Genomic DNA, 25,428 nt, shown 5'->3' on the forward strand with positions numbered 1-25,428 from the left:
GGAGAAATAAACATGTATAATATTGTTATTGTCGAAGACGAATTAATTGAATCTGAATCCCTGCGGCGTATTGTTTCGCAATATGTCGATAACGCGGTTGTTCATGAAGCGTCAACCGGAAAAAAGGCCATCCAGCTGATTGACGATCTCGAGAAAATTGACATGATGTTTGTCGATATTAATATTCCGCTGCCCAACGGGAATCAGGTCATCGAATATCTGCGCACAAAAAATAACGACACAAAAGTGATTGTTACCACTGCCAATGATGATTTCGAAATTGTGCGCAGCATGCTGAATTTAAAAGTGGACGACTATTTGTTAAAACCGGTGAAAAAAAGCACGCTGACTGACGCCATCAAAAAAACGCTGGAAGTGAATGATGTCGATATCGCCGCGTCACGGGCGCTGAAACAGAAAATAGTATCCATGATTGAATCCTGTGATTACCCCCGGTGGCACAGCTTTTTATTCAACACCCTCGATGACGCCTGTGTGGGCACTACGTCCGGGGTCAGCCAGCGTAAATTGCTGACCGATGTTCTCGAAATACTGCATCAGCATCTCGCCTCGCAGGGCGATAAAAGCATTCCCACCGGCAAAAAAGTGGCGGCACTTATCCAGGAAATACACCAGTGCGGGATACCTTCCCATGCGTATTATCGTGTAATGTCCTCCCTGTTCGACGCCAGCGAAGAAACGTTCGATTATTCACTCAAACATGCCAGCGGCACGATGGATTTCATCGATCGCGCGAAATTCCATATCGAAAAAAACATCCTGAAAAACCTGACGCTCGACGAAATTGCTGCCCGCTCTTTTGTCAGCTCCTGCTATCTCAGCCGTGCGTTTAAGAAAATTACCGGTGCCGGTTTTTCCAATTACATTGCCAGCCGGAAAATTGGCGTTGCCAAATCGTTATTGCAGTTCAGCGATCTCAAAATCAACACCATCGCGCTCGAACTGTCTTATCAGGATGCGAATTATTTCTGCCGGATTTTCAAAAAAGAGACCGGAATGGCGCCGTCCGATTTTCGTAAAATTGTCGCGCCGCAACCCGTTTAACCGGCCTGCGACGGGCACGCCTGATTTTGTGCGCGTGCCCGTCGCGTGGGCAAAAAAGTCCACCTTACCAGCAAGATAGTTCACGCCAGTTTCGCCGCTTGCCGCCTACCATGGGGTACCCTCTGAGAAACGTGGCGCGACTTTGGACGACTTTCTTTTCACCTCTGAATCGGTTGCCGCCGGGCATCCGGACAAAATGGCCGACCAGATTGCCGATGCAATCCTGGACGCCTTCCTCTTGCAAGATCCGCAGGCCCGCGTGGCCTGCGAATGCATGCTCAAAACCGGTATTGTGATTGTTGCAGGCGAAATCAGCTCAACGGCCAATGTCGATATCGAATCCGTTATCCGCCACACCATCAGCGAAATTGGATACAACCACTCCCGTCTGGGTTTTGATGCCAAAACCTGCGGCGTGCTGAATATCCTGGGGAAACAGTCTGCGGATATTGCACAGGGGATGACCGGTTCCGCGCCGGAATTCCTGGGCGCAGGCGATCAGGGGATGACCTTCGGTTATGCCTGCGACGAAACACCGGAACTTATGCCCGCCACGCTGATGTTGGCGCACCGGCTGATGATGCGTCAGGCGATTTTACGTCAGTCTGGCAGACTGTCGTTTCTGCGTCCGGATGCCAAAAGCCAGGTCACGCTGCGCTACAACCACCGTCAGGTCATGGCCGCCGACACCATCGTGGTTTCCACGCAACACGATCCGGAGATTTCCCTGGCGGAACTGCGCGAGGCGGTGATTGAGGAGATCGTGAAACCCGTGATCCCCGCCCGCGTATTAACGCCGAAAACCCGTTTACTGATCAACCCCGCCGGGCAATTTGTCACCGGCGGCCCGGTGGGCGACTGCGGCCTGACCGGCAGAAAAATTATCGTCGATACCTACGGCGGCGTAGCCCGCCACGGCGGCGGCGCATTCTCCGGCAAAGACCCGTCGAAAGTCGATCGCTCGGCCGCTTATGCCGCACGGTATGTGGCGAAAAATATCGTCGCCGCCGGGTTGGCAAAACGTTGCGAAGTCCAGCTGGCCTGGGCGATCGGCCTTCCGCGTCCGGTAGCCATCCGCATACATACTTTTGGCAGCAGCCCGCTGACCGCTGAACAGCTGACTCAGCGGGTTGAGCGCCATTTCGATCTGAGCGTTTCCGGCATCATTTCGATGCTGGATTTGCTTGTTCCCCGCTACCGTCAGACCGCCTGCTATGGCCATTTTGGCCGGGACATTTTCCCCTGGGAAAAAACCGACAAGGCGCAGGCACTGCGCGACGACACCTGAATACGCAAAGGCGGCGGTCACCGCACGCCACAATGAATCCATCAACAGGAGAAATTTATGTCCGGGCTAAGTTTGGGATTAATAGAAACCGTCGGGCTGGCGGCGGCGGTGGAAGCTGCGGATGCCGCCATGAAATCCGCACATGTCACACTGGTCGGTTATGAGCTGACCAAAGGTGGCGGAATGGTCACGATAAAACTGGAAGGCGAAATCGGTGCGATCAACGCCGCCGTCGCTGCCGGCGTCATTGCCGCGCGCAAAGTCGGTGTCGTTTACGCCCACAAAGTCATCGCCCGTACCGCGCAACACATTGAAAGTCTGATTTATTCCGCCGAAACCAAAGGCATCACGCCTGCCGAACCGGAACCTGAAGCGCTGCCACCCTCACCAACGATACAGCCGTCAATCATTGCAGTCGTGAATGTCGAAGAAATACCGCAAACGTCCTGCATGGAATTAGCATCTGTGGCTGAACCCGTCGGGGAACCGGTCATTTCAGAAACGGCAGAAGATAAAAAACCGCAACCGGCTGCGGTGAATACTAAAAAAAACACCTCTGGCCGGGGGAATAAAAAAGCGTAAAACGCGGAATAACAAAACAGCAAAACGGCAGTGCGGGTCGGGGCAATAATCATCAGCCCCTCACCTTCACTGCCGTTTTTATTGCTTCACATTCGGGAGCTTTAAGACGGGAATACTTTTTACGCGGTGACTTTGCCCGGTAAATTTTTGCTGATGCAGAAACGGTAAACCGCCGCGCCCAGACATGCACCGATCACCGGCGCAATAACGGGCACCAGGAAGTACGGAATATCGCGACCCCCGGTCATCGACATTTCACCCCAGCCGGCGAAGAAGGTAAATAATTTCGGGCCAAAATCGCGTGCCGGATTCATGGCAAATCCGGTCAGCGGCCCGGTTGATGCGCCAATCACCGCCACCAGGATCCCGATTAACAACGGCCCGAGCGGGCCGCGCGGCACACCATTACCATCATCGGTCAGCGCCATGATCAGCCCCATCAGAATCGAGGTAATGACAATTTCCACGAAAGCCGCCTGCCAGACGCTGATCGCCGCCGCCGGATACGTGCTGAAAATGCTGGCCAGTTGCAGGCTTTCCACGCTGCCGCGCACCATCTGATGGGCACTTTCGAATTCCGTGAACAGATTGTGATAAAGCAGATAGGTCAGCAACGCACCGCCAAACGCCCCGGCAACCTGAGCGATAATGTACGGCACCACTTTCCGGCCAGGAAAGCTGGCGAATAACCATAGCGCGATGGTAATCGCCGGGTTCAGGTGGGCACCGGAAATCCCGGCGGTGAGATACACCGCCAGCGAAATTCCCAGCCCCCACACAATACAGATTTCCCATAACCCGAAACTGGCCCCCGCGACTTTCACTGCGGCAAGACAGCTGATGCCAAAAAACAGAAATAATCCGGTACCGAGAAACTCCGCAAGGCACTGCGTTTTGACTGAATCATTCATATAATAATCCTGATTTTGATTATTGTTATTTTGATATTCCTGACCGGAACATCACCCGCCTATATGGCAATTAAACCCTAATGACTCTACTTCTTTTTTTAATATTTCCATTTTTGATTCGCCGGTACGTTCCGGGTCACCCATCGGATAAATGCGCCCCAGCAAGCCATATTTATTTTCACCATATTCGTGATACGGCAATAAGTGAATCGTATCGACATTGGACATCAGGCGGGCAAATCCGGCTATCTGGTGGATCTCATCGACGTTATCATTGACGCCGGGGATCACCGGAATACGGACAATCACTTTGGTCAGGAATGAAATACGCAGCAGGTTTTCCAGAATCTGCGTATTGCCTATTCCGGTGTTCGCCAGATGCACGGCCGGATTGATGGCTTTGATGTCGGTCAGCGCCAGATCGACGTAAGGGAAAACGTCGGCAATCACTTCCGGCGTGGTGAAACCGGTGGTTTCCATCGCCGTATGCCAGCCCTTTTCTTTGCAGGCTTTCAGCAGTTCGCGAGCAAACGCCGGTTGCGCCAGCGGTTCGCCGCCGGAAAGCGTGATCCCGCCCCCGGAGCGGCGGTAAAGATTTTCTTCTTTCTGCAATTCACGCATCACTTCGGCAATCGTCATGCGTTTGCCTTTCATTTCCAGCGCCTGCGTCGGGCAGACCTGTGTACATTCGCCGCACTGAATACAACGTTCGCGATCGACAAAGAAAGCATTATTTACCGACAGCGCCTGTCGTTTGCAGACTTCAATACATTTACCGCAGCGGATACAGTCATTCTTTTTAAATATTAATTCCGGCTGAGGACGTTGTGATTCCGGATTACTACACCATTTACACGAAAGCGGGCATCCTTTAAAAAAAGGAATTGTACGAATACCCGGACCGTCATGCAGAGAATAGCGCTGAATATTAAACAGCACGCCTTCCATTTCGTAATCGACTTTATTCATGACTTCGCTCACATCAGCGCCACAGGTTATTTTAAAAAAGGGCCATGCTGTAATACATGGCCCGCCGGTGAAACTGATTAATCAGAACTGCTGTTCAGTACGGCTGATAATGTCATCCTGCACTTCTTTCGCCAGCACCACGAACTGGGCGCTGTATCCGGCCACACGCACAACCAGATCCTGATGTTGCTGAGGATTGTTCTGCGCTTCAACCAGGGTTTTGCGGTCGATGACGTTAAACTGAACGTGCATCCCTTTCTTATCGAAGTAGTTTCTGACCAGCCCGCTGAAGTGACGCAAACCTTGTTCCCCGGCAAGCGAAGACGGCAGGAATTTCTGGTTATACAGCGTCCCGTTTGAGGCAATGAAGTGGTCGAGTTTTGCCACAGAGTTTGCCGCAGCGGTTGGGCCCTTCGTGTCTTTCCCCTGACGCGGAGAAACACCGTCGGCCAGCGGTTCTTTCGCCATGCGTCCGTCCGGCAATGCGGCAACGTCTTTACCAAACAACACGTTAGCCGACACCGGATAGATACCGGCCTGGAACTGGCCGCCGCGCGGGTTGGTATATTTCTCGACTTCCTGGCAGTAAATCAACGCACACTGACGCGCCACCATATCCACTTCGTCGATGTCATTACCAAAGCACGGCGTATTTTCCAGAATATGGCGGATTTCCTCAAAACGGGAACCGTTACCCGCCGGTGCCGCCGTATTGCTGGCAAGCTGGCGATAGACTTCCGCTTTGATCGCCACCGCATCCAGAGCACCGTGCGTTTCGATGATGCGTTTCACCATCTCGTGAATTTCCTGCTCGCCTAGCGAAGATTTCCCGGCGGCAGCGTGCGGCGTGCCACCGGTGGCGTGGCCGAAGTTAGCGTCCAGCGCGCTTTTCAGTTCATTCAGCGTCAGTTTGCGATCTTCGAATACCTGTTTCTGAATCGCGTAGACGGAATCCCCGGTGTCGGCAATCCCGAACGCCTGCGGGCCGGTGAAGTTGTAAATAGCGCCGCCTTCCTGAAGCGATTTGCCGCGCCCGATACAGTCATCCACCAGCGCAGACAAGAATGGCAGCGGGCAGCGCTCGCCGTGCGCAATATCCACGCTGTTGCAGGCTTCCACCAGCTGATGAACAAAGTGCGCCATCTGTTTCTTAAACGCGCTAAAGAAATCGTCAATGCCGGTGTACTGCGTCATTTCACCGGTCACCGGCCCCAGCTGTTTGTTACCTGCGCGGCCATTATTGAGGGTGATTTCGAGCACTTTTGCCACGTTGAAGAAAGCGGCGTCGTGCCAGCCTTCCGTGCGGTGCGGTGCCTGCGGTTCCACGCAGCCGATGATGCAGTAATCGCGGGCGTCATGCAGTGATACGCCACGGTTTTGCAACGCCGGAATAATCACTTCGTCGTTATACATTGCCGGAACGCCCAGCCCCATGCGCACCAGTTCACAAGCGCGGAACAGGAATTCATCCGGCGTGCCCTGCCAGACGCGAATGGAGAACGACGGCTGCGGCAGACGCACGTGCGCCGTGGCTTCCATACACATGTAGGTCAGCGGGTTAGTTGCGTCGCGGCCATCTTCCGTTTGTCCGCCCACGCACAGGTTCTGGAAAACCGCATAACCGGCAAATGCCTGTGCTGAGATTTCATCGCGCGTTTTGTTGATGTCGTTAAGCTTAATCCAGCAGCAATCCACCAGTTCCTGGGCAAATTCTTTAGAAATGGATTTGTCCGCCGCCAGATGCGGATACATGTACTGGTCGAAACGCCCCGGAGAAATGGAATGACCGCTGGACTCAATCTGCAACATACTTTGCAGGAACCAGAAGGTCTGGCAAGCTTCCCAGAACGTGCTCGCGCCGTTTTCCGGAACACGGGTACAGTTTTGCGCGATTTGTTCCAGCTCACGTTTACGCGCCGGATTGCTTTCCAGCTGCGCCAGACGTGTGGCCTCCTGCGCATAACGATGAGCAAAATTAATCGCCGCCTGATAGCTGATGATCACGGCGTTATAGAATTGCTCTTTTTTGATATAGCCCGGTTCGCGGCGATCCAGATTTTCCAGCGCACGGGTAACGTCGTTAATGATGCCACGGAAACCGATTTTCAGGATTTTGCCGTAATCCACGCTGACATGGCCAACGCCGCCGAAGAAGTAGTTACCGACGGTGAAAACGCCGCTGGCCATACTTTCCTTGGTACCGTCGGACATATAAGACGCCGCCAGCGAACTGGTGGTTTTACCCGGCCAGTATTTAAACGCTTCGTGCAATTCGTCTGCGGTCTTTTGAGGAATAATAAACGGGTCAGCCACCCGGTGTTCCATGGTATTAAATTCTTTTTCCACCCAGTCATAAGAGAATTCAGGGCAGATTTCAGTCGAGCGGGGATTAATAGTCACTGCACCGACGATCAGCTCATCAGGACGAATAGTCACCGGCAGCTCATTGAATATTTTCTCGACGACTTTCGCCCTGCGCATAATAGCCGGCAGATGTTCATTTTCTTTATAGGCATTCGTTGCCAGGACGGCGCGCTCAGATTCCACATACGGTCTGGCATGCAGGATCATATTCTTGAGTCTGACAACACGTTCGGTCGGATTAGAAAAACCTTTCTCTAACATAGAATAACTCCCGAATTAATTATTTAACCTTGCGGCAGTAATTTGTTTTTTCATCGGCGGATAATCAGAACGCGGTATTATTATCGTCTTCTATTATTCGCATGGCCTCATTCACCGCAGCGACCTCACCAAATATGGCCAGCGTCGTAATATGTTGCGGGCAGCTGCCAAATATTTCCGAGACCACCACATTCGCACTTTTACTGGCAGCATCCGCGTAGAAATAAAGATCCGGCACCGGCAACATAATCATGCCAATCGCATCGATACGGATGAGATCCAGTCTTGAACGGAATTCGCCAGGCATCCTGCGTTTTATCATGGCCACGATGTCTGGCGTCGGTGCGTTTATGATGCGTTTTTTCATCACCGCCCCTTATCTGACGTTAAGGGCCTCGACCATCACGCAGCGGCGGATCCGGGCGAATGACTTCGCTGACGTCAACCCCTCTCCGGTTGGCCCGGCAATCGTAAAGGTCGCATGTCCTTCACCGCCGACGCCTAATCCGGCATAGGAAGGCCCGTTTTTCACGAAAATAGTGGTCTGGATCTGACGGGCCATTTTGGTGAGTTTATCGACATTGGTAGAGTGCATGATGGCCGTGTGACGGTTGCCATGTTCCACTTTCACCGCCAGTTCAATGGCTTCATCAACATTTTCCACACGCACCACCGGCAGCACCGGCATCATCAGTTCATGGATCACAAAAGGATGCGTTCTTTCGGTTTCCACCAGGATCACTTTGGTGTCTTCCGGCGCGTTCACGCCCAGTTGTTGCAGGATGTAGCGCGCATCTTTGCCAACAAACGCGGTGTCCGGCCCGGTGCCTTTTTCGTTCATCACCAGCGCCTGTAGTTGCCGGATGAGTTTTGGGTCACACAGCAGATACCCACCGCTTTTCTTCATACAGTGAATCAGATAGTCCGCCACCTGATTGACCACGATGACCTCTTTTTCAGCGACGCACGGCAGGTTATTGTCGAAACTGCATCCGCGGATAATATCGCGGGCGGCTTTTTCAATATCTGCGGTTTCATCGACCACGGCGGGCGGATTTCCTGCTCCCGCACCGATGGCTTTTTTGCCGGAAGACATCACCGTTTTCACAATTGACGGCCCGCCGGTTGCCACCAGCATATTGATACGCGGGTCTTTGATTAATGCGCTGGTGTTATCGAGTGAAGGCTGCGTGACCGTGACCACCAGATTGGCCGGTGCGCCAAGGCTCGCCAGCTTCTGGTTAATCAGCGCCACCGTCATCAGCGAAACGTTGCGGGAACGCGGATGCGGGCTGAACACCACGGTGTTTCCCGCCGCCAGCATCCCGATGCTGTTGTTGATGATGGTTTCGGTCGGATTGGTGGTCGGCGTAATCGACCCAATCACGCCGTAGGCCGAAAACTCCGTCAGCGTCAGGCCGTTGTCGCCACTCAGCGCGCCGGTCGTCAGATCTTCCAGCCCCGGCGTTTTCTGCGCCGCGACGCGGTTTTTCGTCAGTTTATCGGCATAATTCCCCATGCCGGTTTCTTCCACCGCCAGACGGGAAATCTCCTGCAAGGTGCTTTCCTGCAAAAATACGTCACGGATGCCCTGAATAAACGTGGCGCGATCCTGCATTGAACAATGGCGATACTGAACCTGCGCCAGCACGGCGGCAGAAATCGCTTCGTCCATCGAATCAAATGCACCGTTGCCCGCATCGCAGGTCGCCGCCTGTGGTGCGGGCACTGATTGTTGTGCCAGCGCGCGGGCAACAATGGCATCCAGCGAATCACTGTTTTGAACCGCCTGCACAGGCGCGGCCTGCGGTGCCGCTTCCGGTGCAATTTTGGTGTACCGGCTCAGAACGTTCGATACCGCCTGAGCAATTTCAATATCATTCATGCTGTCAGTTCCTTACTTCACATCGCTTCGCACGGTGAACCCTCAGATATAAGGTTTGGTGGTGGAGTTGATGGGCGCCGGGTCGAGCGTGGCGAGCAGTTTCAGCCCCACTTCGCGCGCCGCGATCACTGCCTGGCGGACGGCACCGGAATCACCGGCGAACGTGAAGATGACTTCGTTACTGAAGCTGGTTCCCTGAGACGGGCTGGCATAACCGACCGGTTCGATGACCGCAGATTTCGCTGCGACGTCAGCAATCACCACGCCAATCGCCGCCGGAGAGGCGCAGGTCATGCCGAAAGATTTGCCGATCGGTGCGCCGAACGCCTTGTTAAGGGCGAAACTGGCGCGGGCGGTATATTGAAATTCGAGATGTCCCGCCGGTGAACCATAAACGTCGCCCATAGTGCGTTCGATTTCTGACAACGCCACTTCAATGGCGCGACGGACATCCGACACATCGGCAGCGCCGAAAATGATTAAACATCCGTGTCCGCCGCCACCTTCTGTATCACGCGCCAGTTCAATCGAGATCACTTCGCTGTTGGTCGCTTTCACGGCTTCGTCCGCTGCGAAAATATGCGGGCCTGCGCCGGTGCGCGCACCCAGAATACCGATAGAGCGATATTTCTTGTCGATATTCATGACGTCATGTAATTGATGATCGACATTGGCAATGACCAGACCAATAGTATGGCCGAGGGCGGTGCCGACAAATTCTGTCAGACCACAACCGGCAATACTGGCGGCTGTTTTGCCTCTGCCATTTTCATCAGTCTGTTTATTCACTACTTCAGATATAATCTGCTCAACAAGATTATCTCTCATGGTCAGTATCCTCTGGCGTTATTAACCGACGGCTTTTGGCAGAATTTTTTCCACTTCGATATGCGGGCGCGGAATAACGTGGACAGAAACCAGTTCACCCACTTTCAGGGCTGCCGCAGAACCGGCGTCAGTGGCTGCTTTTACTGCGCCGACGTCGCCGCGCACCATCACAGTGACCAGGCCGGAACCGATCTTTTCATAACCCACCAGCGTGACATTGGCGGATTTGACCATGGTATCTGCCGCTTCAATTGCAGAAACCAGCCCTTTAGTTTCAACCATACCTAGTGCTTCTTGTTGCATAACGACCTCTGATATTGAGTGGGAATATCGGTAAGCGCGGGAGTTAATAAAAGTCACCGCCGCGGGGTTTTCATTCTGCGCATAAACACTTCACGCACGATGATAGTAAGGATTTAGGGACAAAATGTTTTGCCCGCCAGCCGGACTATCTTGTTATTCCGGCAAACAGCCGGACAATAAAATCCATCTGCATTAAATAGCGCTGAATAAATAAAAAATGCTGAAACCGGCACGTACGAAACCCGCCCATGAATAAGGGGAATTGTTATTCAGATCTCAGTTTTATTTATTCTTTACTGCACAGAACTTAATAATCAAAATCCGGAATTACCTTGCTGCGGAAATAGCCTGCGCATCACGGGCAATCATTTTTTCTTCATTGGTCGGGATCACGGCAATCTTCGGCGTATCAGTTTTTGAAATCAGCCCGAAGCAGCCACCGCAGGTTTCCTGATTTTTTTGTGCGTCCAGTTTCAGGCCAAAAACACTCAGGCGTGCAATGGTCAGTTCCCGTACCAGCGCAGAATTCTCGCCAATACCGCCGGTGAAAATCAAAGCGTCCAGGCGTTTAAGCGAAGTGAGATGCCCGCCCAGATGACGCGCCAGCCGGTGAACCATCACGTCGATCGCCAGGGTGGCGCGCGGATCACCGTTACTGCGGGCTTCCTGCAACGTCCGGCAATCGCTGGATATGCCGGACAATCCGAACAGACCGGACTGGTTATTCACCATTTTATACAGTGCATCGATCGTCTGCCCGGTACAGGCCGCGATATGCGCCGCCGCACCAAAATCCAGATCGCCGCAGCGCGTCCCCATCACCAGCCCTTCCAGCGGCGTCATGCCCATCGACGTATCCACACTTTCTCCGTTCTGCACCGCACACACCGAAGAACCGTTACCCAAATGCGCAATCAGAATGCCGTGGTCGTCCGGGTCCAGACCCAGCGCTGACACCGCCTGCGCGGCAATATACCGGTGAGACGTGCCGTGAAAGCCGTAGCGCCGCACCTGATAACGTTCCTGATATTCCAGCGGGATGGCGTAGGTATAGGCTGCTGGCGGCAGCGTCTGGTGGAACGCCGTGTCGAACACGGCGATTTGTGCCACCTCCGGCAAAAGTGCGATTGCCGCTTCGATACCGGTCAGATTGGCCGGATTATGCAGCGGTGCCAGAGCGGAAAGGGCACGGATCTTTTCAATGACGTCCGGGGTGAGCAGCACGGAATGTTTGAATTCGCTGCCCCCGTGCGCCACGCGATGACCGATAGCATGCACATCGCGCAACCACTGGCGCTCCGCCAGTTCGGCGAATAACGCTTTCAGCGCACAAACATGACTTGCCTCGCTCAGCGCCAGCGTAGATTTCTGACCAGTCAGGTCTTTGAGCGTCATCGTCGCGTTGTCCAGCCCGAGCCTTTCTGCCAGCCCGGAGAGCACCGGCGCGCCGTCCCCGACCGGGATCAGCGAAAATTTCAGCGAGGATGAACCGCAGTTAATAACCAAAATCAGTGAAGCGAAGGACATGATGACCCCTGTTAATCATTACCGGTTTAAGAAAATTGTTTGTCAGCGGGAGGGCGTAATCACGTAGCGTGCGGCACTGAAACGCCGGAGCGTATTGCGCGCCACGGTTAAATCCTGTTCCACCGTGCCGCCGCTTATGCCAATCGCGCCCAGCAGCACGCCGTCTGACCAGCACGGCAACCCACCGCCGATGCAGCAAATTCCGCTTTCCTGTTGCAGGCCGTAAAGTTCCGCACCGGGTTGTACCTGCAAGGCGAGTTCATGCGTGGCCATTTTCAGCGCAACGGCGGTCCAGGCCTTTTCCGTAGCCAGCCGGTGGCTGACCAGCAGCGCCTCTTCCATGCTGAAAAAATAACGCTGATGCCCGCTGGCACCGGCAAGGCTGAATACCACTGGAATGCCGATGGCCTGTGCTTCAAGCGCCGCAAACTGCGCCATTGCCGCGCAGTCTTCCAGACTCATCGTCCGCCGGGATTGCAGTTTTTGGGCAGAAATGGCCGAGTGGATCCAGCCGTCGAGTGGCATTTCATCGCGTGCTGACATGGCAGTTCCTCACAACAGTTCCTGCGGATCCACGATGCCCACCACCGCGGCATCAATCACGGAATGCTCTTTGGTATTACTCATGCGCGCCGAGCTGCCGGTGGTGATAATGACGATTTCGCCATTTCCCGCGCCGACAAAATCCACGGCGACCTGTGCACTGCCGGTCGGCTGATAATGTTCATCAAGCCGGGCAACCATCAGTAATTTTGCGCCGTTGAGTGAGGCGTGCTTGGTCGTGGAAACCAGCGCGCCGGTGACTTTTGCCAGATACATATTTCCTCCCGGTTCACCGGATCACGGTGATGTTCTGTCGGCGAATTTCATCCTGCGCAGCAGGCGTGATCAGCGTGTTGCTGTCGATACGTAACCGCTGCGTGGTACGGTGCTGGCGGATATCACTGAGGGTGATCAGCCGTTTTTTACCGGTTATTTCTGTGCTGACCTGAACATCCGAATTTATGCCCGTCACCGCAATACCGTACTGCCTGAGCACATCCGCATAACCGGCGAGACGCGCCATCAGCGGCGGTGGAAATCCGCTGTCAGCCTGGTTAAGCAGTTCGGGCGGCAGGGTCGCAATCACGTTTTTTTGCTTTTCCAGCGCATGGAAAACCCAGCCGGTGGCGAGGTTGTCACGAATGCCGAGCGCAATTTTGGTCAGGCTGTTGCCCGAAAGCGCAGGCAGATACAGACTGTCGTAATCCTCTCCGCCCGCAAGCTGTTCGTCAGCACTTTTGTCATCGACAACCACGCCAGCCGCCATATCAGCGAGCAACGCGATTTTCAGGCCGCCGAGGATCGCGCTGTGAGAGAACGCGACCCGAAGCCGGTAACCCGCGTGTTCAAGTGCCCGCATGCCGCGCAGCGTCACCGGCAACGTGGTCACATCGCTGCCGGTGATCACCACGCGCACGGTTTTCACTGTCTGCTTTTTTTCTGCCAGCAGGTTGGCGATAACCGTATCCAGCCACCGGGACAGCGCCTGACTTTCCATGGTTTTCCTCTTTCTGTCCGTTAAATGACTATCCGGTATAACGGCTAACGAAATCGCCGTTGCGCAGGCCAAAGCCGTTGGCTTCTTCCACATCAATATGCAGCTCCAGCACCGCATCGGCACTGACGCGCACCACGACGTGGCTCAGCACGCCAGCACGCTGCCCACCGGCTGCAAGATTAATTTCCATTCCGTCGCGCAACCCGTGCAGCTCAGCTTCCTGCGGCGAAATATGGATATGCCGCCAGGCGACAATCGCACCATGTGGTTTTATCACCTGCCCGCGCGGGCCAATAATTTCCAGCCCCGGCGAATCGAGCAGATCGCCTGACATGCGCACCGGTGCTTTTACCCCGAGCACAAAGCTGTCGGCTACCGAAATCTCAATCTGCGTGGTGCTGCGCAGCGGCCCGAGAATGCGCACATTACTGATGTCGCCTTTTTTGCCGCGCAACGTCACCGTTTCTTCCGCCGCAAACTGGCCGGGCTGTTTCACCGCTTTCATGCGCGTCAGCGTGGAACCTGCGCCAAACAACAAATCCATGTCTTCGCGGCACAGATGAATATGGCGGTTTGAAACGCCGACCGGCACTTGAAGATGCGGGATATTTCCGGCGGTAGCTGGCTGCGGCAATTTTTCTCCGGCCGCCAGTTCCTGCATGATTTGTTGTGTGATCCACTGCGCTTGTTGCTGGCTGTAATTCATGACGTAAAAGACCCTGATCGGTAAGTAAGAAAATGAGATTATCCGGCGATCTGCGTAAGCAGCCGGTCGATATCCTGTTCAGTGGGCTGACGCGGATTCGACGCTGTACATCCGTCCGCCAGCGTGGCGTGGACAAGCGGCTGGCGCAGCGGCTCAAACATCGCGCTGTCGGTGCCGAGCGCTTTTAAGGTTGCCGGAATGCCAAAGTGCTGGTTTAACGCGCGGATTTTCGCCACGGTCTGCGCGATGATTTGCGGCGCACTGCCCTGCTCTATTCCCAGGATTTTCCCGAGTTTCACGTAGCGTTCCGTGGTCTGCGCGCTGGCCTGTTCGCTGTTGAATTCAATCAGCAGCGGCAGCAACATGGCGTTAATTTTACCGTGCGGAATATGCAGCATGCCGCCGAGGGCGTGCGCCATTCCGTGAACCAGCCCCAGCCCGGCAGAGTTAAACGCCATGCCCGCCATACATGAGGCGTTGTGCATATGCGTACGGGCGCAGATGTCCTGCTCGTTGCTATAGACCTGCGGCAAATAACGCCAAACCAGCGCAATGGCTTTTTCTGCCAGCGCATCGCTGAAATCATTCGCACCGGTTGAAACCAGCGCTTCGATGGCGTGTGTCAGCACGTCCATGCCGGTATCGACGGCAATATGGCGCGGCACGCTCAGCACCAGCTGCGGATCCAGAATCGCGATATCCGGCACCAGCGCCTGCGACACCAGCGGATATTTGCGACCATTCTGCGGGTCGGAAATAATGGCGTATGACGTCACTTCGGAACCCGAACCACTGGTGGTCGGGATCGCAATCAGCTCAATCCGGTGCTGCTGATAATGTTCCTCCAGCGTCACTTTTATGCCCTTTGCCGCGTCCAGCGAGGAGCCACCGCCCAGCGCAATAATCACGTCCGGTCTGAAGGCTTTAAAATGCGCCGCACCCTCTTTCAGAATGTCGATATCCGGGTCCGGCCTGACGTCGCCGTAAACCGACACCGTCGCGCGCGGCATGTGCGCACACAGGGCCGCGGCTTTTCCCGAGCTCACCATAAAAGCGTCGGTGACTATCGCGACCTTTCTATCATTGAGGGTGTTTAACGCAGTTAACGCCCCGTTGCCGAAATACACGCGCGGGCTGGAGAAAAACGAATTCGCCATTATTTCAACTACCTTGCTCAGATGACCGGCATGCAAATCACGGTCGTAAAAAGATGCCTTTAACCTAACATTGGCGGTCTGCCGGGGCGTTGCTCAGGGTTGTGCAGGTGGAGGACTTTTTTGCCCTGTTGTTTTCAGAACGGGCAAAAAAATGCAGAAAGGGAAACTATCCGCAGATAAAAACTCACAAAATCTTTTGCATCAAATTGACACATTTTGTTATGTTATCACATATCAAACACACCACTGCGATGAACAGGTTGAAGGGAATGACTGCTGACAGGGCGAAAAATGTCGAACCGGTCCTTGAAGTTAAAGGGCTGATGCTGGAGATCGCCGGTGAAAAACGTGTCGCGGATTTGTGCTTTTCGGTGAACGCGGGCGAGCGGGTTTGCCTGCTCGGCGCTTCCGGCTCGGGCAAATCGCTGACCGCAAAAACCATCACAGGTACGCCGCCTGCGGGCGCAAAGCTCAGCGGCAGCATTCGCATAAACGGCATTGAAGTCAGCGGCAAACATCCTGTGGCGCGTTGCGCACAAAGCCGCGTGGCGACGGTATTCCAGGACTCTTCCACCGCACTCAATCCTCTGATGACGCTCGGCAAACAGCTGAATCTCGCCCTGCCTGCGGCCAGCGCGGACGAACTCGCCAAAATGCTTGAACGGGTCGGGCTGGGTGAAATCCCAAACTTTACGGCGCGTTATCCGGCAGAACTTTCCGGCGGCCAGCGGCAGCGCTTGTGTATCGCGCTGGCAATGCAGTCATCTTCCGCGTTGCTTGTGGCCGATGAGCCGACCACCGCGCTCGACGTGCTCACACAGCAACGGGTTTTGCAGGTGATGCGTGATGCTTGCGAAAATGCGCAACAACCCCGCGCCCTGTTGTTTATCACGCACGACATCGCCGTTGCCGCGCAACTTTGCGGACGTGCGCTGGTGATGGAAAACGGGCATCTGGTGGAATCCGCCCCGATGGCGCAATTACTGAATAATCCACAACACGCCTACACCAGACGGCTGGTTGCGGCGGCAAAACACAGCGCGGCGCTGCACCGGAATGCCTCCACGTTAAGCGCGGTGGCCGTCTGATGAATCCTTCACTGCAACTCGTCACCGAACCGTTTTTGCACCTTCACAACGTCAGCCGGAATCTGGCCGTTCCGGGGTTTTTCTGGCAGAAAAAACGAGAATCTGCGCCGCTGTTTTCACACTTATCCTTACGTATTGGCCGCCACGAGCGCGTCGGGCTGGTGGGCGCTTCCGGCTGCGGCAAATCCTCACTCCTGAGAATTTTGCTGGCGATGGACGCGCCGGACAGCGGCGATGTGTTTTGCGACGGAAAACCTGTCCGCCCCGGTTCTGCCCGTTCGCTGCGGGAATACCGCCAGCGGGTGCAATACATTCCGCAGGATCCGGCCGGTTCACTGCCGCCCAATCAGAATGTCGGCCAGATTATCACTGAGCCGCTGAAACGTCTGGGTTTTCAGGGTGAGATAAAAGCACGCGTGACACAGGTGATGGCGCAGGCTGGCCTGCCGGAAATGCTGATACACCGCTCTGCGGGTGCCTTATCCGGCGGGCAGGCACAGCGCGTGGCGATTGCCCGTGCGCTGGCAATCCGCCCCGAATTTCTGATTGCCGATGAACCTGTCAGCGGGCTGGATTTACCGCTGCGTGAGCAAATCAAACAGCTTTTACAACAGGTTACGCAGCAAAACGGCATGGGGCTGCTGATGGTGACGCACGATATTTCGATGGTGGCCGGGCTGTGCGAACGCCTGCTGATCATGCACGATGGCGAAATTATCGAAGACCGCCCGACGCAGGACGCGCTGCTTGCTCCGCGCCATTCGCATACCCGCCAGTTGCTGGCGGCTGTTCCTCATTTACCTTTGACCGTTAACGGATAACCCGATGTTCACCCGCTCTCAAACCCGCACGTCTGCGCCCTGGCCTCCGCTGCTGCTGGGCAGCAATCTGGTCTTTAACATCGGTTTTTACGCCGTGGTGCCGTTTCTCGCCCTGTTTCTGCGCGATGACATGCTGCTTTCCGGCTGGGCGATCGGGCTGGTGCTCGGCCTGCGCACCTTCTCGCAGCAGGGGATGTTTTTGCTCGGCGGCGCGTTATCTGACCGTTTCGGCGCGCGGGTGGTTATCCTCTGCGGCTGCGTGGTGCGCATCGCCGGATACCTTTTGCTCGGGCTTTCCGACACGCTGACGCCGGTGATACTCGGTGCCTGCCTGACCGGTGTCGGCGGCGCGCTGTTTTCGCCATCGATTGAAGCCCTGCTGGCGCAGGCCGGAACGCACAGCGAGAAAGCCGGAAAACGCAGCCGCGCCGAGTGGTTTGCGCTGTCAGCCGTTTGTGCGGAACTCGGCGCAGTGCTCGGGCCGTTGCTCGGTTCGCTGCTTTCCGGCTACGGTTTTCAGCCGGTGGCACTGGCCGGTTCCGGCTTATTTATGGTTGCGCTGGTGGTGCTGTTTTTCACCCTTCCCGCCGCACCGAAACGCGCTGCCGAACTGAAAATTGTGCCGTGGTGGGAGACCTTCCGTCAGCCGCGTTTCGTGGCGTTTATCGTGGCCTACAGCGCGTATCTGTTCAGCTACAACCAGCTGTATCTGGCGCTGCCGGTGGAACTGCGTCGCTCCGGCGGCGGCGAGCAAGATCTCGGGCCGCTGTTTGTGCTGGCATCGGTTCTGGTGATCGTACTGCAAATGCCGCTGGCGCGGTTTTCCCGCCGTATTGGCGCGCGGGTCATTTTGCCTGCCGGTTTTCTTCTGCTTTCTTCCGCCTTTGCCGCCGTGGCGATGTTTGCCTGGACGGTGCCGCCGGAAGGCTCGCTGCACCTGCTGCCGTCTGTTTTGCTGATCACATTGCTGACCGTCGGGCAGATGCTGATTGTACCGGTAGGGATGGATTTAATTCCGCGTTTTGCCGGGCAGCACAATCTTGGCGCGCATTACGGGGCGCTCTCTTCGATGGGCGGCATCGCGGTACTGGCGGGAAATTTCCTGCTCGGCGGGTTGCTCGATGACGCACTGGTGCCGTCGCCCGGTGCGGTGATCCCCTGGCTGGCGCTGGCCGCCGTTCCGTTTTTAAGCGCGCTGGCAATGTGGCGAATCTGCCGCCAGCTGCCTCCTCCTGCAATCTGACAAGGAACTTCTGATGTCTGCGTTACGTTTAAGCCCGCTGGCCGGGCTGCTTTCTGCTGCACTTTTACTGACCGGTTGCTTTAATGAAGCCGATAAAACCACCGAAAACAGCACAGATTCCCGTCTGCGGCTGGCGATGTTGCAACCGCCGCGTTCCGGCCTGACGCCGCTCAGCGACGATGCGTTTAAGCTCTCGCGCTGGAGTACGGCGGAAACGCTGGTGGTGCTTGATAAGCTCGGCGAAGCCCAACCGGCGCTGGCGACAAAATGGCAGCAAACCGGCGAAAACAGCTGGCGCCTCGGGCTGCGCCATGATGTGAAATTCCACGACGGCACGGCGCTTGATGCGGCGGCGGTCGTAAATTCCCTGACCGTGGCCGCCCGTGCAGCACCGAAGCCGCGCATTCTCGACGGCGTTCAGCTCACCGCCGTGGCCGACGGCGAACACGCGGTGATTATCACCACGGCGCAGCCTGATCCTCTGCTGCCGCAGCGCCTTTCCAGCCCGCAGCTGGCGATTTTGTCGCAGAAAGCCTACAGCGCCAGCGGCGTGGTTGACCCGCGCCATACCGGTTCCGGCCCGTTTGAACTGGTGCAGGTGGACGGCACCAGCAGTGCCAGGCTCGAGCGATTTGACGGTTACTGGGGCGAAAAAGCCAAAGCCAGCGGCATCGACGTCAGTTTTGTGCCGGACGGCACGGCGCGTGGCGCGGCATTACGCACCGGTACGGCAGACATCGTCGAAGCCATCCCGGTTTCTCAGGCACCTTTGCTCGACCAGCGCTTAATCCACGAAGTGCCGATGCCGCGCACCAACACGCTGTATCTCAACACGCGGCTCGGCGTAATGCAGGATCCGGCGTTGCGGGCGGCGGTGCGCGAAGCCATCAACCGTCAGCAACTGGTGGATAACGTTTATGAAAAACGCGCCGATGTGGCGCAAGGTCTGCTCGGCCCGGCGTTGCCGTGGGCGGCGCAGTTACGCCAGCCGGTCGCGCATCCGGCGGCGGCGCGTAAACCGGCCGGTGAAACCATCACGCTGGCGACCTTCAGCGATCGTGCCGAACTCCCGGAGGTGGCGGTGTATCTGGCGCAACAGCTGACCGCCGCCGGATTTACCGTCAAACAGGTAGTGCGCGAGTATTCGCAAATTGAAACCGATGCGCTGGCGGGCAAATTCGACGCCTTTATTTTATCCCGCGCGACGGTGCTGGATTCCGGCGATCCGGTGGCGTATCTCTACAGCGATTTCTCCTGCAAAGGGTCGTTCAACATCGCGCAACTTTGCCGCCCGGAAATCGATGAAGCATTGCAACGCGCCTCGGCCATTCCTGCCGGAGAAGCGCGCCGCAATGCCATTATGCTGGCTGAAAATCAGATCCTCGCCACCGACGCCGCCATTCCGATGCTGCATGAGCGCGTGATCCAGGGCGAAGCGGCGAACGTCCGAGATGCGCTGCGTGACCCGCGTGAACGCACGCTGATCAACGCCGCCACGCAGCGCAATTCTCAGGCCGACTGATGAGCGAATCGATTTATTGCCGGACCTGTGCGGGCGTCAGCCGGTTACGCCAGCGCCCGCCGGGCACCCGGGTACCCTTGATTTCACGCGCGCTGACGCTGGCCGCCATTGTGGTGCTGATCGGCCTGCTGCCGTGGCTTTCCGGCACGGATCCGGCGCTGTCATTGCTGCGCGCACGTTCCGGTGAGCAGGAAGCAACGGCGGAAACGCTGAACGCTATCCGGCTGTCGCTCGGGTTAGATCAGGGGCCGTGGCACGCGCTGGCCCACTGGCTCGGCGGTTTGCTGCGCGGCGATGCAGGTGTTTCGTGGGTGTCAGGATTGCCGGTGTTACCCGGCATGCTGCGGGCGACCGGCGTTTCGCTGACGTTAATGGCGTCGTCGGCGCTGGTGGCGCTGGTGCTGGCGTTGCTGTTGTGTGCTGGCACGATGATTCGCGGATTACGCGGCCATACGCCGCGCCCGGCGGGCTTTTTCGCTGCCCTGCTGACCGCATTGCCGGAGTTTTTGCTGGCGTCGCTTTTGCTGATCACCGGCGCAGTCTGGCTGCAATTCTTCCCGCCTTACGGGTGGCTCGGCTGGCAGTACGCGGTTTTGCCGTCTCTGGCGCTGGGATTGCCTGCGGGCGGTTATCTGGGCAGGCTGTATTCCGATGCACTGGCCGGAACCTTTGGCGAAAGCTGGCTGACCACCTGGAGCGTGCTGGGCATCTCACGTCGCCACACCGCGCTGGCGGTGATCGCCCGTTCGATGCCGGGCGTTATGCCGCTAACCGGTCTGGTGCTGGTTTCGCTGACCGGCGGCGCCATCGCGGTGGAAAAGGTTTTTGCCATTCCCGGACTCGGGCGCGCCACGCTGGGCGCGGCGGCTGCCGGGGATTTACCGGCCTTGCAGACGGGCGTGCTGATCCTGCTGCTGCTGGCGTCGTTTATGGGAATGCTGGCGGGCGGCGGACGCCGTTTATTGCTGGGCCGGGCGCTGCAACTCGGCGCGGTGCCGGTTCCGGCGCAGACGGCTCAGCCGGAAAAACAGCGGGCGTGGATCCCGCTGCTGTGTCTGGGAATACTGCTGATAATGGTGCTCGCCGGTTTGCCGCGAGACCCGCTGACGTCGGAATATCTGCGCTTACAACCGCCGTCGCTGGCGCTGCCTTTCGGGGCCGATGCGATGGGTCGTGACCTGCTCGCCCGTGTGGCGCACGGCACACTCAACACCTGTTTGCAGGCGCTGGCGGTGTCGCTGATTTGTCTCGCCGCTGGTCTGCTGATCGGCGCATTTCCCCGCGCGATGACCGGACCGATTGAAGTCACCAACGCGCTGCCGCCGGTGATTGCCGGATTAGTTGTCGCCGCCGTCAATGGCCCGACCGCGACCGGCGCGGCGATTGCCGTCACCGCCGTGAGCTGGGCACCGCTTGCAGCACATACCGCTGCGCTGGTCAGTGAAATTCAGGCACGCCCGTACATGAAAATGCTGCCGGTCGTCGGCGTGGGCGCCATCCGCCGCACGGTGTTTTACGTGCTGCCCGCGCTGTGTGGCCCGCTGCTGCGCCACGCGATGTTACGTTTACCGGGGATCGCACTGGCGCTGGCATCACTCGGATTTCTCGGGCTGGGTGCACCGCCGCCGGTGCCGGAATGGGGGCGTGTACTGGCCGAAGGCATGCCCTATATCGAGCGCGCGTGGTGGAGCGTTTTCGCCCCTGCTGCCGCGCTGGCCGTGCTTTCCGTCATGGCCGTCACGCTCAGCGGTTTGCGGGGGAAAAAGCGGGCAACCGCACACTGAACGTTATCTGAATCATTAGTTTCGCGCTAAGCTGTCGGCCTGAGTTTTTACCGGATGAATGGAAATGGAAACGCGTAAACCGCTGGACGGAATGGCTACCAGCGTGATGGTAGGATTGTGTGTGATTTGGGGCGTGCAGCAGGTGGCGATCAAAAGCGCGGCGGCTGATATAACGCCGTTGTTGCAGGTTGCGCTGCGTTCCGGCATCGCCGGGCTGGCGGTGCTGATCCTGATGCTGGTGCGCCAGCGGAAAATCCCGTTCAGCCGTGAAACCCTGCGCCCCGGTTTGCTGGTCGGCCTGCTGTTTTCCATCGAATTTATGTTTGTCGCCGAAGGATTACGTTTCACCACGGCGGCGCACATGGCGGTATTTCTGTATACCGCGCCGATTTTTGCCGCACTGGGGCTGCATTTTCTGGTGCCGGAAGAACGGCTGAGCGGGCTGCAATGGTCGGGCGTCGGTATCACGTTTATCGGCGTAATTGTGGCGTTTTTGTTTGGCGGACACTCTGCTGCCGTACCGCAGGCCAGCAATATGCTGCTCGGGGATTTTTTCGGCCTGCTGGCCGGCATGTTCTGGGGCATGACCACTATCGTCGTGCGCCGCAGTAAATTATCGTCCGGCAGCGCAACTATGACGTTGTTTTATCAGCTGGCAGGCGCGTTCGTGCTGCTCGGCGGGCTGGCCCTGCTGACCGGACAAACGCATTTCCGCCTCAGCCCGGTTTCCGTCAGCAGTATGCTTTTCCAGACTGTCATCGTGACCTTCGCCAGCTATCTCGCGTGGTTCAGCCTGATGCGCCGTTATCAGGCGTCGCGCCTGGGCATTTTGTCCTTCATGACGCCGGTTTTCGGCATCATCGCGGGCGTAGTATTCCTGCAAGAACCGCTGAAAGTGAATTTCATCCTCGGTGCGTTATTGATTATGTTGGGGATTGTGACCGTCAGCGCCGAAGGGATTTTGCGCGGATGGATTGCGAAACGCCGTAACGCAGCATGACGTCCTCCCCATAGAAAGGGAGGGCTGCTGTGTCGAAAATCACTCAGCCAGAAGTCGTTTCACGTTGGCGTTAATCGTTTTCTGAATTGAGCTTCGGGTTTCCGCCGTGATCTGATCTTGAAACAGTTTCTGTGCCATTGCGGCAAAACCGGCGGCGGCGTTGCAGATCTTCTCAATGATGAGTCCGGTCTGCTGAGATGTCAGCTCGGCTTCCTCCGTACCAAGCCTGAAAACGTGTTTTCTGTCGATATCTAATGCCTCTCCCATAACGTCCATCTGGTGATAGCCTCCGGGACCTTCGCAATAGGTGACATCGTAGGCCGGTGCCAGTTTCCATTCACCGGAATATGACATCACGTAAGCGAAGTTTTTCGGGTGATCGTCGCGGTTGTTAAAAGCGATATTGAAAACGACCCGTTCAAAAGCCCGCTCTTTCTCACGAACGTCATTGGTACACATCTGCGTAGCGCGCAGAAAATTGGTGTAATCGAGCGCGCCGGGAGACTGGTAATTCGCACCAGTAAACGCGGCGAGGCTTTGCATTGGTACTCTTAGCCCCTTTTGCCGGTCGAAACGCTGGCTGGCGAAAGCAGCCTGCCCGTCTGGCAGACTAAAATACCGGGTATCCGGCGTCCGGATATCGCAATCGCGCAGGCACTGCGCATAGACCGCTTCGACGGCACAAACTTCCGGGTGCTCCTGTTTTGCCGGGAACTTAATCAGCCAGTTTTCAAGGTCTGGCCCGGTTTTTGTTGAGAACGCTCCGGAGTGCGGATCACGACTCAGCAAGGCTTTGGGTCTTGCGCCCTGCGGTGACCCGCCCATCTGCAACAGCCTTTGCAAAAATTCGCCGCCCTCACCGTCGAGCACTTCCTGAACTTCAGAAGCCAGCTGGGTGAGCGGAATGTCATCTTCGGAAGGAGAACCCTCAGGCCGGGCGGGCTGGAATGACATTGCCCCCATTGCATTAGCGCCGATATAGGTCAGCCGCTCCAGCGGGCCAATACGCGCGGCGTTAAGACCGCGTTGCCTGAATAACCGATCCATCAAAAGCATACCCCAGCCATCGGGGAGGGAATCATAAACAGGCGCAGGCAGCCCGAGCTGATGCGCCGGGAAATCCCGGCGTAATCTGGCACCCCGCAGAGGCAAGGTGTACGACGATAATTCCAGCCCTTTGCGCACGGCTTCATCGCTGTATTCAAACAGGATGACGGGGCGGCCGGTCAGCGCCGTCGAAGACACTAACGTCCCCCAGAGCCAGCGTTCACCCCAACCTTCATAGTACACGTCGATTTTATCAGGCATCGTCAGTCTTCTTTCTGATCCGCTGGCGTTTTAAGCCGGTTTCATACCTGAGAATGTCGTCCAGAGAGTCAACTTTGGGCTGGAAAAGGGCTTCCAGCTCGCCGAGGCGTCCAAGCACCATCGCCACTCTCACGACATTCTCAAAGCCCACATTTTTCCCCGATTCGAGATTAGATACCGTGTTAACCCCGATACCCGCCCGCGCTGCAACCTCAGCCTGCGTCATTTGCCGGAACAATCGCTCCTTACGCAGACGGTCGCAAAGCAGCTTAACGACCTCGTCGGGCTTGCTGAGATTTAAATCCATCATATTGTGAGTAAACCTGAAATATTAAACTTAATACCCAATATTATAGATTTAAATTGAGAAACAGCCAGAGATATCAGGCTGATTTATTGCGCGGAGAAGAGAAAAAATGAACAATACGGCCGCTGCATCACGGCGGATGCAGCGGTATTTCAAGATCTTTAATCCTGCGATCACAACATCACTTTCGCCGCCATTTCGCGGCTGTAATCGCGGCTGGCGTCAACCAGAACGCGGGTGTAGTCGTCCTGAATGTCGCCGCGCAGAAGTGCATCGGTCTCCAGCGTTTCGAGGATTTTGCCGTATTTCATCACGGCTACGCGCTGGCAGAGATGCGCGATAACGCCGAGATCGTGCGTGACCATCAGATATGTCAGCCCTTCCTCTTTTTGAAGATCGAACAGCAAATTGAGGATTTCGGCCTGTACGGAAACATCCAGCGCCGAGGTCGGTTCGTCGAGCAACAGCACACGCGGTTTGAGGATCAGCGCGCGGGCAATCGCCACGCGCTGGCGCTGTCCGCCGGAAAGCTGGTGCGGATAGCGGCTGCGGAAGGCACGGTTCAGACCGACTTTTTCCAGGATAGCGTTGATGCGCGCATCGCGCTGATCGATGCGGTGGATTTGCAGCGGCTCTTCCAGAATATCGCCGATGGTATGGCGCGGGTGCAGCGAACCGTACGGATCCTGAAACACCATCTGCACCAGACGGCAACGGTCGCGGCCAATCCGGTGTTCGAGTTGCTGCCCGTCGATTTCCAGCTCCCCTCTCCAGTGGGTAAACAGCCCCGCCAGACATTTCAGGACGGTGGTTTTTCCCGAGCCGGATTCACCGACCAGCCCGAAAATTTCGCCTTCCCGCACGGCGATATTGACATCCGTCAGCACCTGCGTGGTTTTCGCGCCTTCGCCAAACGTGAGGTTCAGGTTGCGGACGTCGATCATGGTTTTTTGAGACATTTCAGTTTCC

At 56.5% G+C, this 25,428-nt stretch carries 25 protein-coding genes; 9 read left to right on the plus strand and 16 right to left on the minus strand.

Annotation, left to right across the window (positions count from 1 at the left end):
• The first annotated feature begins 12 nt into the window (after window positions 1-12).
• From CWS43_RS15915 to CWS43_RS27730, 3 genes are all read left to right on the plus strand, one after another.
• Window positions 13-1,065, plus strand: coding sequence for an AraC family transcriptional regulator (locus tag CWS43_RS15915; RefSeq protein ID WP_101077996.1), 1,053 nt, complete (start codon window positions 13-15; stop codon window positions 1,063-1,065).
• A gap of 142 nt (window positions 1,066-1,207) precedes the next feature.
• Window positions 1,208-2,353, plus strand: a complete 1,146-nt coding sequence (metK, locus tag CWS43_RS15920; RefSeq protein WP_101077997.1) for a methionine adenosyltransferase — start codon at window positions 1,208-1,210, stop codon at window positions 2,351-2,353.
• A gap of 57 nt (window positions 2,354-2,410) precedes the next feature.
• Window positions 2,411-2,935, plus strand: coding sequence for a BMC domain-containing protein (locus CWS43_RS27730; RefSeq protein WP_101077998.1), 525 nt, complete (start codon window positions 2,411-2,413; stop codon window positions 2,933-2,935).
• A 119-nt stretch (window positions 2,936-3,054) separates the two neighbouring features.
• Here the strand turns inward: CWS43_RS27730 and pduF are convergent, their stop codons facing one another.
• From pduF to CWS43_RS15990, 13 genes are all read right to left on the minus strand, one after another.
• A complete protein-coding gene (gene pduF, locus CWS43_RS15930; protein WP_101077999.1) occupies window positions 3,055-3,846 on the minus strand; it encodes a propanediol diffusion facilitator PduF in 792 nt (263 codons plus the stop codon).
• Between the two features lie 51 nt (window positions 3,847-3,897).
• Complete coding sequence (locus tag CWS43_RS15935) at window positions 3,898-4,815, minus strand: glycyl-radical enzyme activating protein (RefSeq protein ID WP_101078226.1); 918 nt, start codon at window positions 4,813-4,815, stop codon at window positions 3,898-3,900.
• An 81-nt stretch (window positions 4,816-4,896) separates the two neighbouring features.
• A complete protein-coding gene (grpM, locus tag CWS43_RS15940) occupies window positions 4,897-7,440 on the minus strand; it encodes a glycyl radical diol dehydratase GrpM (RefSeq protein WP_101078000.1) in 2,544 nt (847 codons plus the stop codon).
• A 64-nt stretch (window positions 7,441-7,504) separates the two neighbouring features.
• On the minus strand, window positions 7,505-7,807 hold the full coding sequence (locus CWS43_RS15945) for a BMC domain-containing protein (RefSeq protein WP_101078001.1): 303 nt from the start codon (window positions 7,805-7,807) through the stop codon (window positions 7,505-7,507).
• 9 nt (window positions 7,808-7,816) lie between these two features.
• A complete protein-coding gene (locus CWS43_RS15950; protein WP_101078002.1) occupies window positions 7,817-9,325 on the minus strand; it encodes an aldehyde dehydrogenase family protein in 1,509 nt (502 codons plus the stop codon).
• Window positions 9,326-9,367: 42 nt separating this feature from the next.
• Window positions 9,368-10,153 carry a propanediol utilization microcompartment protein PduB gene (gene pduB, locus CWS43_RS15955; protein WP_101078003.1) on the minus strand — a complete coding sequence of 262 codons (786 nt, stop codon included), beginning with the start codon at window positions 10,151-10,153 and terminating at the stop codon, window positions 9,368-9,370.
• Window positions 10,154-10,174: 21 nt separating this feature from the next.
• Window positions 10,175-10,456: a propanediol utilization system shell hexameric protein GrpH gene (grpH, locus tag CWS43_RS15960; protein WP_095925478.1), complete on the minus strand. Its 282-nt coding sequence runs from the start codon at window positions 10,454-10,456 to the stop codon at window positions 10,175-10,177.
• Between the two features lie 327 nt (window positions 10,457-10,783).
• The gene (gene tdcD, locus CWS43_RS15965) at window positions 10,784-11,983 is read right to left on the minus strand and encodes a propionate kinase (protein WP_101078004.1); all 1,200 of its coding nucleotides are present in this window, start codon (window positions 11,981-11,983) and stop codon (window positions 10,784-10,786) included.
• Window positions 11,984-12,025: 42 nt separating this feature from the next.
• Window positions 12,026-12,526, minus strand: a complete 501-nt coding sequence (locus CWS43_RS15970; RefSeq protein ID WP_101078005.1) for a heme-binding protein — start codon at window positions 12,524-12,526, stop codon at window positions 12,026-12,028.
• Window positions 12,527-12,535: 9 nt separating this feature from the next.
• Complete coding sequence (locus CWS43_RS15975) at window positions 12,536-12,802, minus strand: EutN/CcmL family microcompartment protein (protein WP_101078006.1); 267 nt, start codon at window positions 12,800-12,802, stop codon at window positions 12,536-12,538.
• A gap of 13 nt (window positions 12,803-12,815) precedes the next feature.
• On the minus strand, window positions 12,816-13,523 hold the full coding sequence (locus CWS43_RS15980) for a flavoprotein (protein WP_101078007.1): 708 nt from the start codon (window positions 13,521-13,523) through the stop codon (window positions 12,816-12,818).
• A 28-nt stretch (window positions 13,524-13,551) separates the two neighbouring features.
• Complete coding sequence (pduL, locus tag CWS43_RS15985) at window positions 13,552-14,229, minus strand: phosphate propanoyltransferase (RefSeq protein WP_101078008.1); 678 nt, start codon at window positions 14,227-14,229, stop codon at window positions 13,552-13,554.
• Window positions 14,230-14,267: 38 nt separating this feature from the next.
• The gene (locus CWS43_RS15990; protein WP_101078009.1) at window positions 14,268-15,386 is read right to left on the minus strand and encodes a 1-propanol dehydrogenase PduQ; all 1,119 of its coding nucleotides are present in this window, start codon (window positions 15,384-15,386) and stop codon (window positions 14,268-14,270) included.
• Window positions 15,387-15,655: 269 nt separating this feature from the next.
• Here CWS43_RS15990 and CWS43_RS15995 point away from each other — a divergent pair, with 269 nt between their 5' ends.
• From CWS43_RS15995 to CWS43_RS16020, 6 genes are all read left to right on the plus strand, one after another.
• Complete coding sequence (locus tag CWS43_RS15995; RefSeq protein ID WP_101078227.1) at window positions 15,656-16,474, plus strand: ATP-binding cassette domain-containing protein; 819 nt, start codon at window positions 15,656-15,658, stop codon at window positions 16,472-16,474.
• Window positions 16,474-17,295: an ABC transporter ATP-binding protein gene (locus CWS43_RS16000; protein ID WP_101078010.1), complete on the plus strand. Its 822-nt coding sequence runs from the start codon at window positions 16,474-16,476 to the stop codon at window positions 17,293-17,295. Before CWS43_RS15995 ends, CWS43_RS16000 begins: the two co-directional genes overlap by 1 nt.
• Before the next feature lie 4 nt (window positions 17,296-17,299).
• Window positions 17,300-18,538 carry an MFS transporter gene (locus tag CWS43_RS16005; RefSeq protein WP_101078011.1) on the plus strand — a complete coding sequence of 413 codons (1,239 nt, stop codon included), beginning with the start codon at window positions 17,300-17,302 and terminating at the stop codon, window positions 18,536-18,538.
• Window positions 18,539-18,551: 13 nt separating this feature from the next.
• Window positions 18,552-20,060, plus strand: coding sequence for an ABC transporter substrate-binding protein (locus tag CWS43_RS16010; RefSeq protein WP_101078012.1), 1,509 nt, complete (start codon window positions 18,552-18,554; stop codon window positions 20,058-20,060).
• On the plus strand, window positions 20,060-21,844 hold the full coding sequence (locus CWS43_RS16015) for an ABC transporter permease subunit (RefSeq protein ID WP_101078013.1): 1,785 nt from the start codon (window positions 20,060-20,062) through the stop codon (window positions 21,842-21,844). The genes CWS43_RS16010 and CWS43_RS16015 overlap by 1 nt, the downstream gene beginning before the upstream one ends.
• 64 nt (window positions 21,845-21,908) lie before the next feature.
• Entirely contained in the window at window positions 21,909-22,844 is a 936-nt protein-coding gene (locus CWS43_RS16020) for a DMT family transporter (protein ID WP_101078014.1), read from the plus strand.
• A 39-nt stretch (window positions 22,845-22,883) separates the two neighbouring features.
• Here the strand turns inward: CWS43_RS16020 and CWS43_RS16025 are convergent, their stop codons facing one another.
• From CWS43_RS16025 to CWS43_RS16035, 3 genes are all read right to left on the minus strand, one after another.
• Window positions 22,884-24,152, minus strand: a complete 1,269-nt coding sequence (locus CWS43_RS16025) for a type II toxin-antitoxin system HipA family toxin (protein WP_101078015.1) — start codon at window positions 24,150-24,152, stop codon at window positions 22,884-22,886.
• Window positions 24,145-24,462, minus strand: coding sequence for a helix-turn-helix domain-containing protein (locus CWS43_RS16030; protein WP_101078016.1), 318 nt, complete (start codon window positions 24,460-24,462; stop codon window positions 24,145-24,147). The genes CWS43_RS16025 and CWS43_RS16030 overlap by 8 nt, the downstream gene beginning before the upstream one ends.
• A gap of 170 nt (window positions 24,463-24,632) precedes the next feature.
• Window positions 24,633-25,403 (minus strand): ABC transporter ATP-binding protein, encoded by a 771-nt coding sequence (locus tag CWS43_RS16035; protein WP_101078228.1) that lies wholly within the window; start codon window positions 25,401-25,403, stop codon window positions 24,633-24,635.
• Window positions 25,404-25,428: the final 25 nt, after the last annotated feature.

Origin of the sequence: Rahnella sp. AA, from assembly GCF_002834385.1 — a bacterium.
In the GTDB taxonomy this organism is placed as follows: domain Bacteria; phylum Pseudomonadota; class Gammaproteobacteria; order Enterobacterales; family Enterobacteriaceae; genus Rahnella.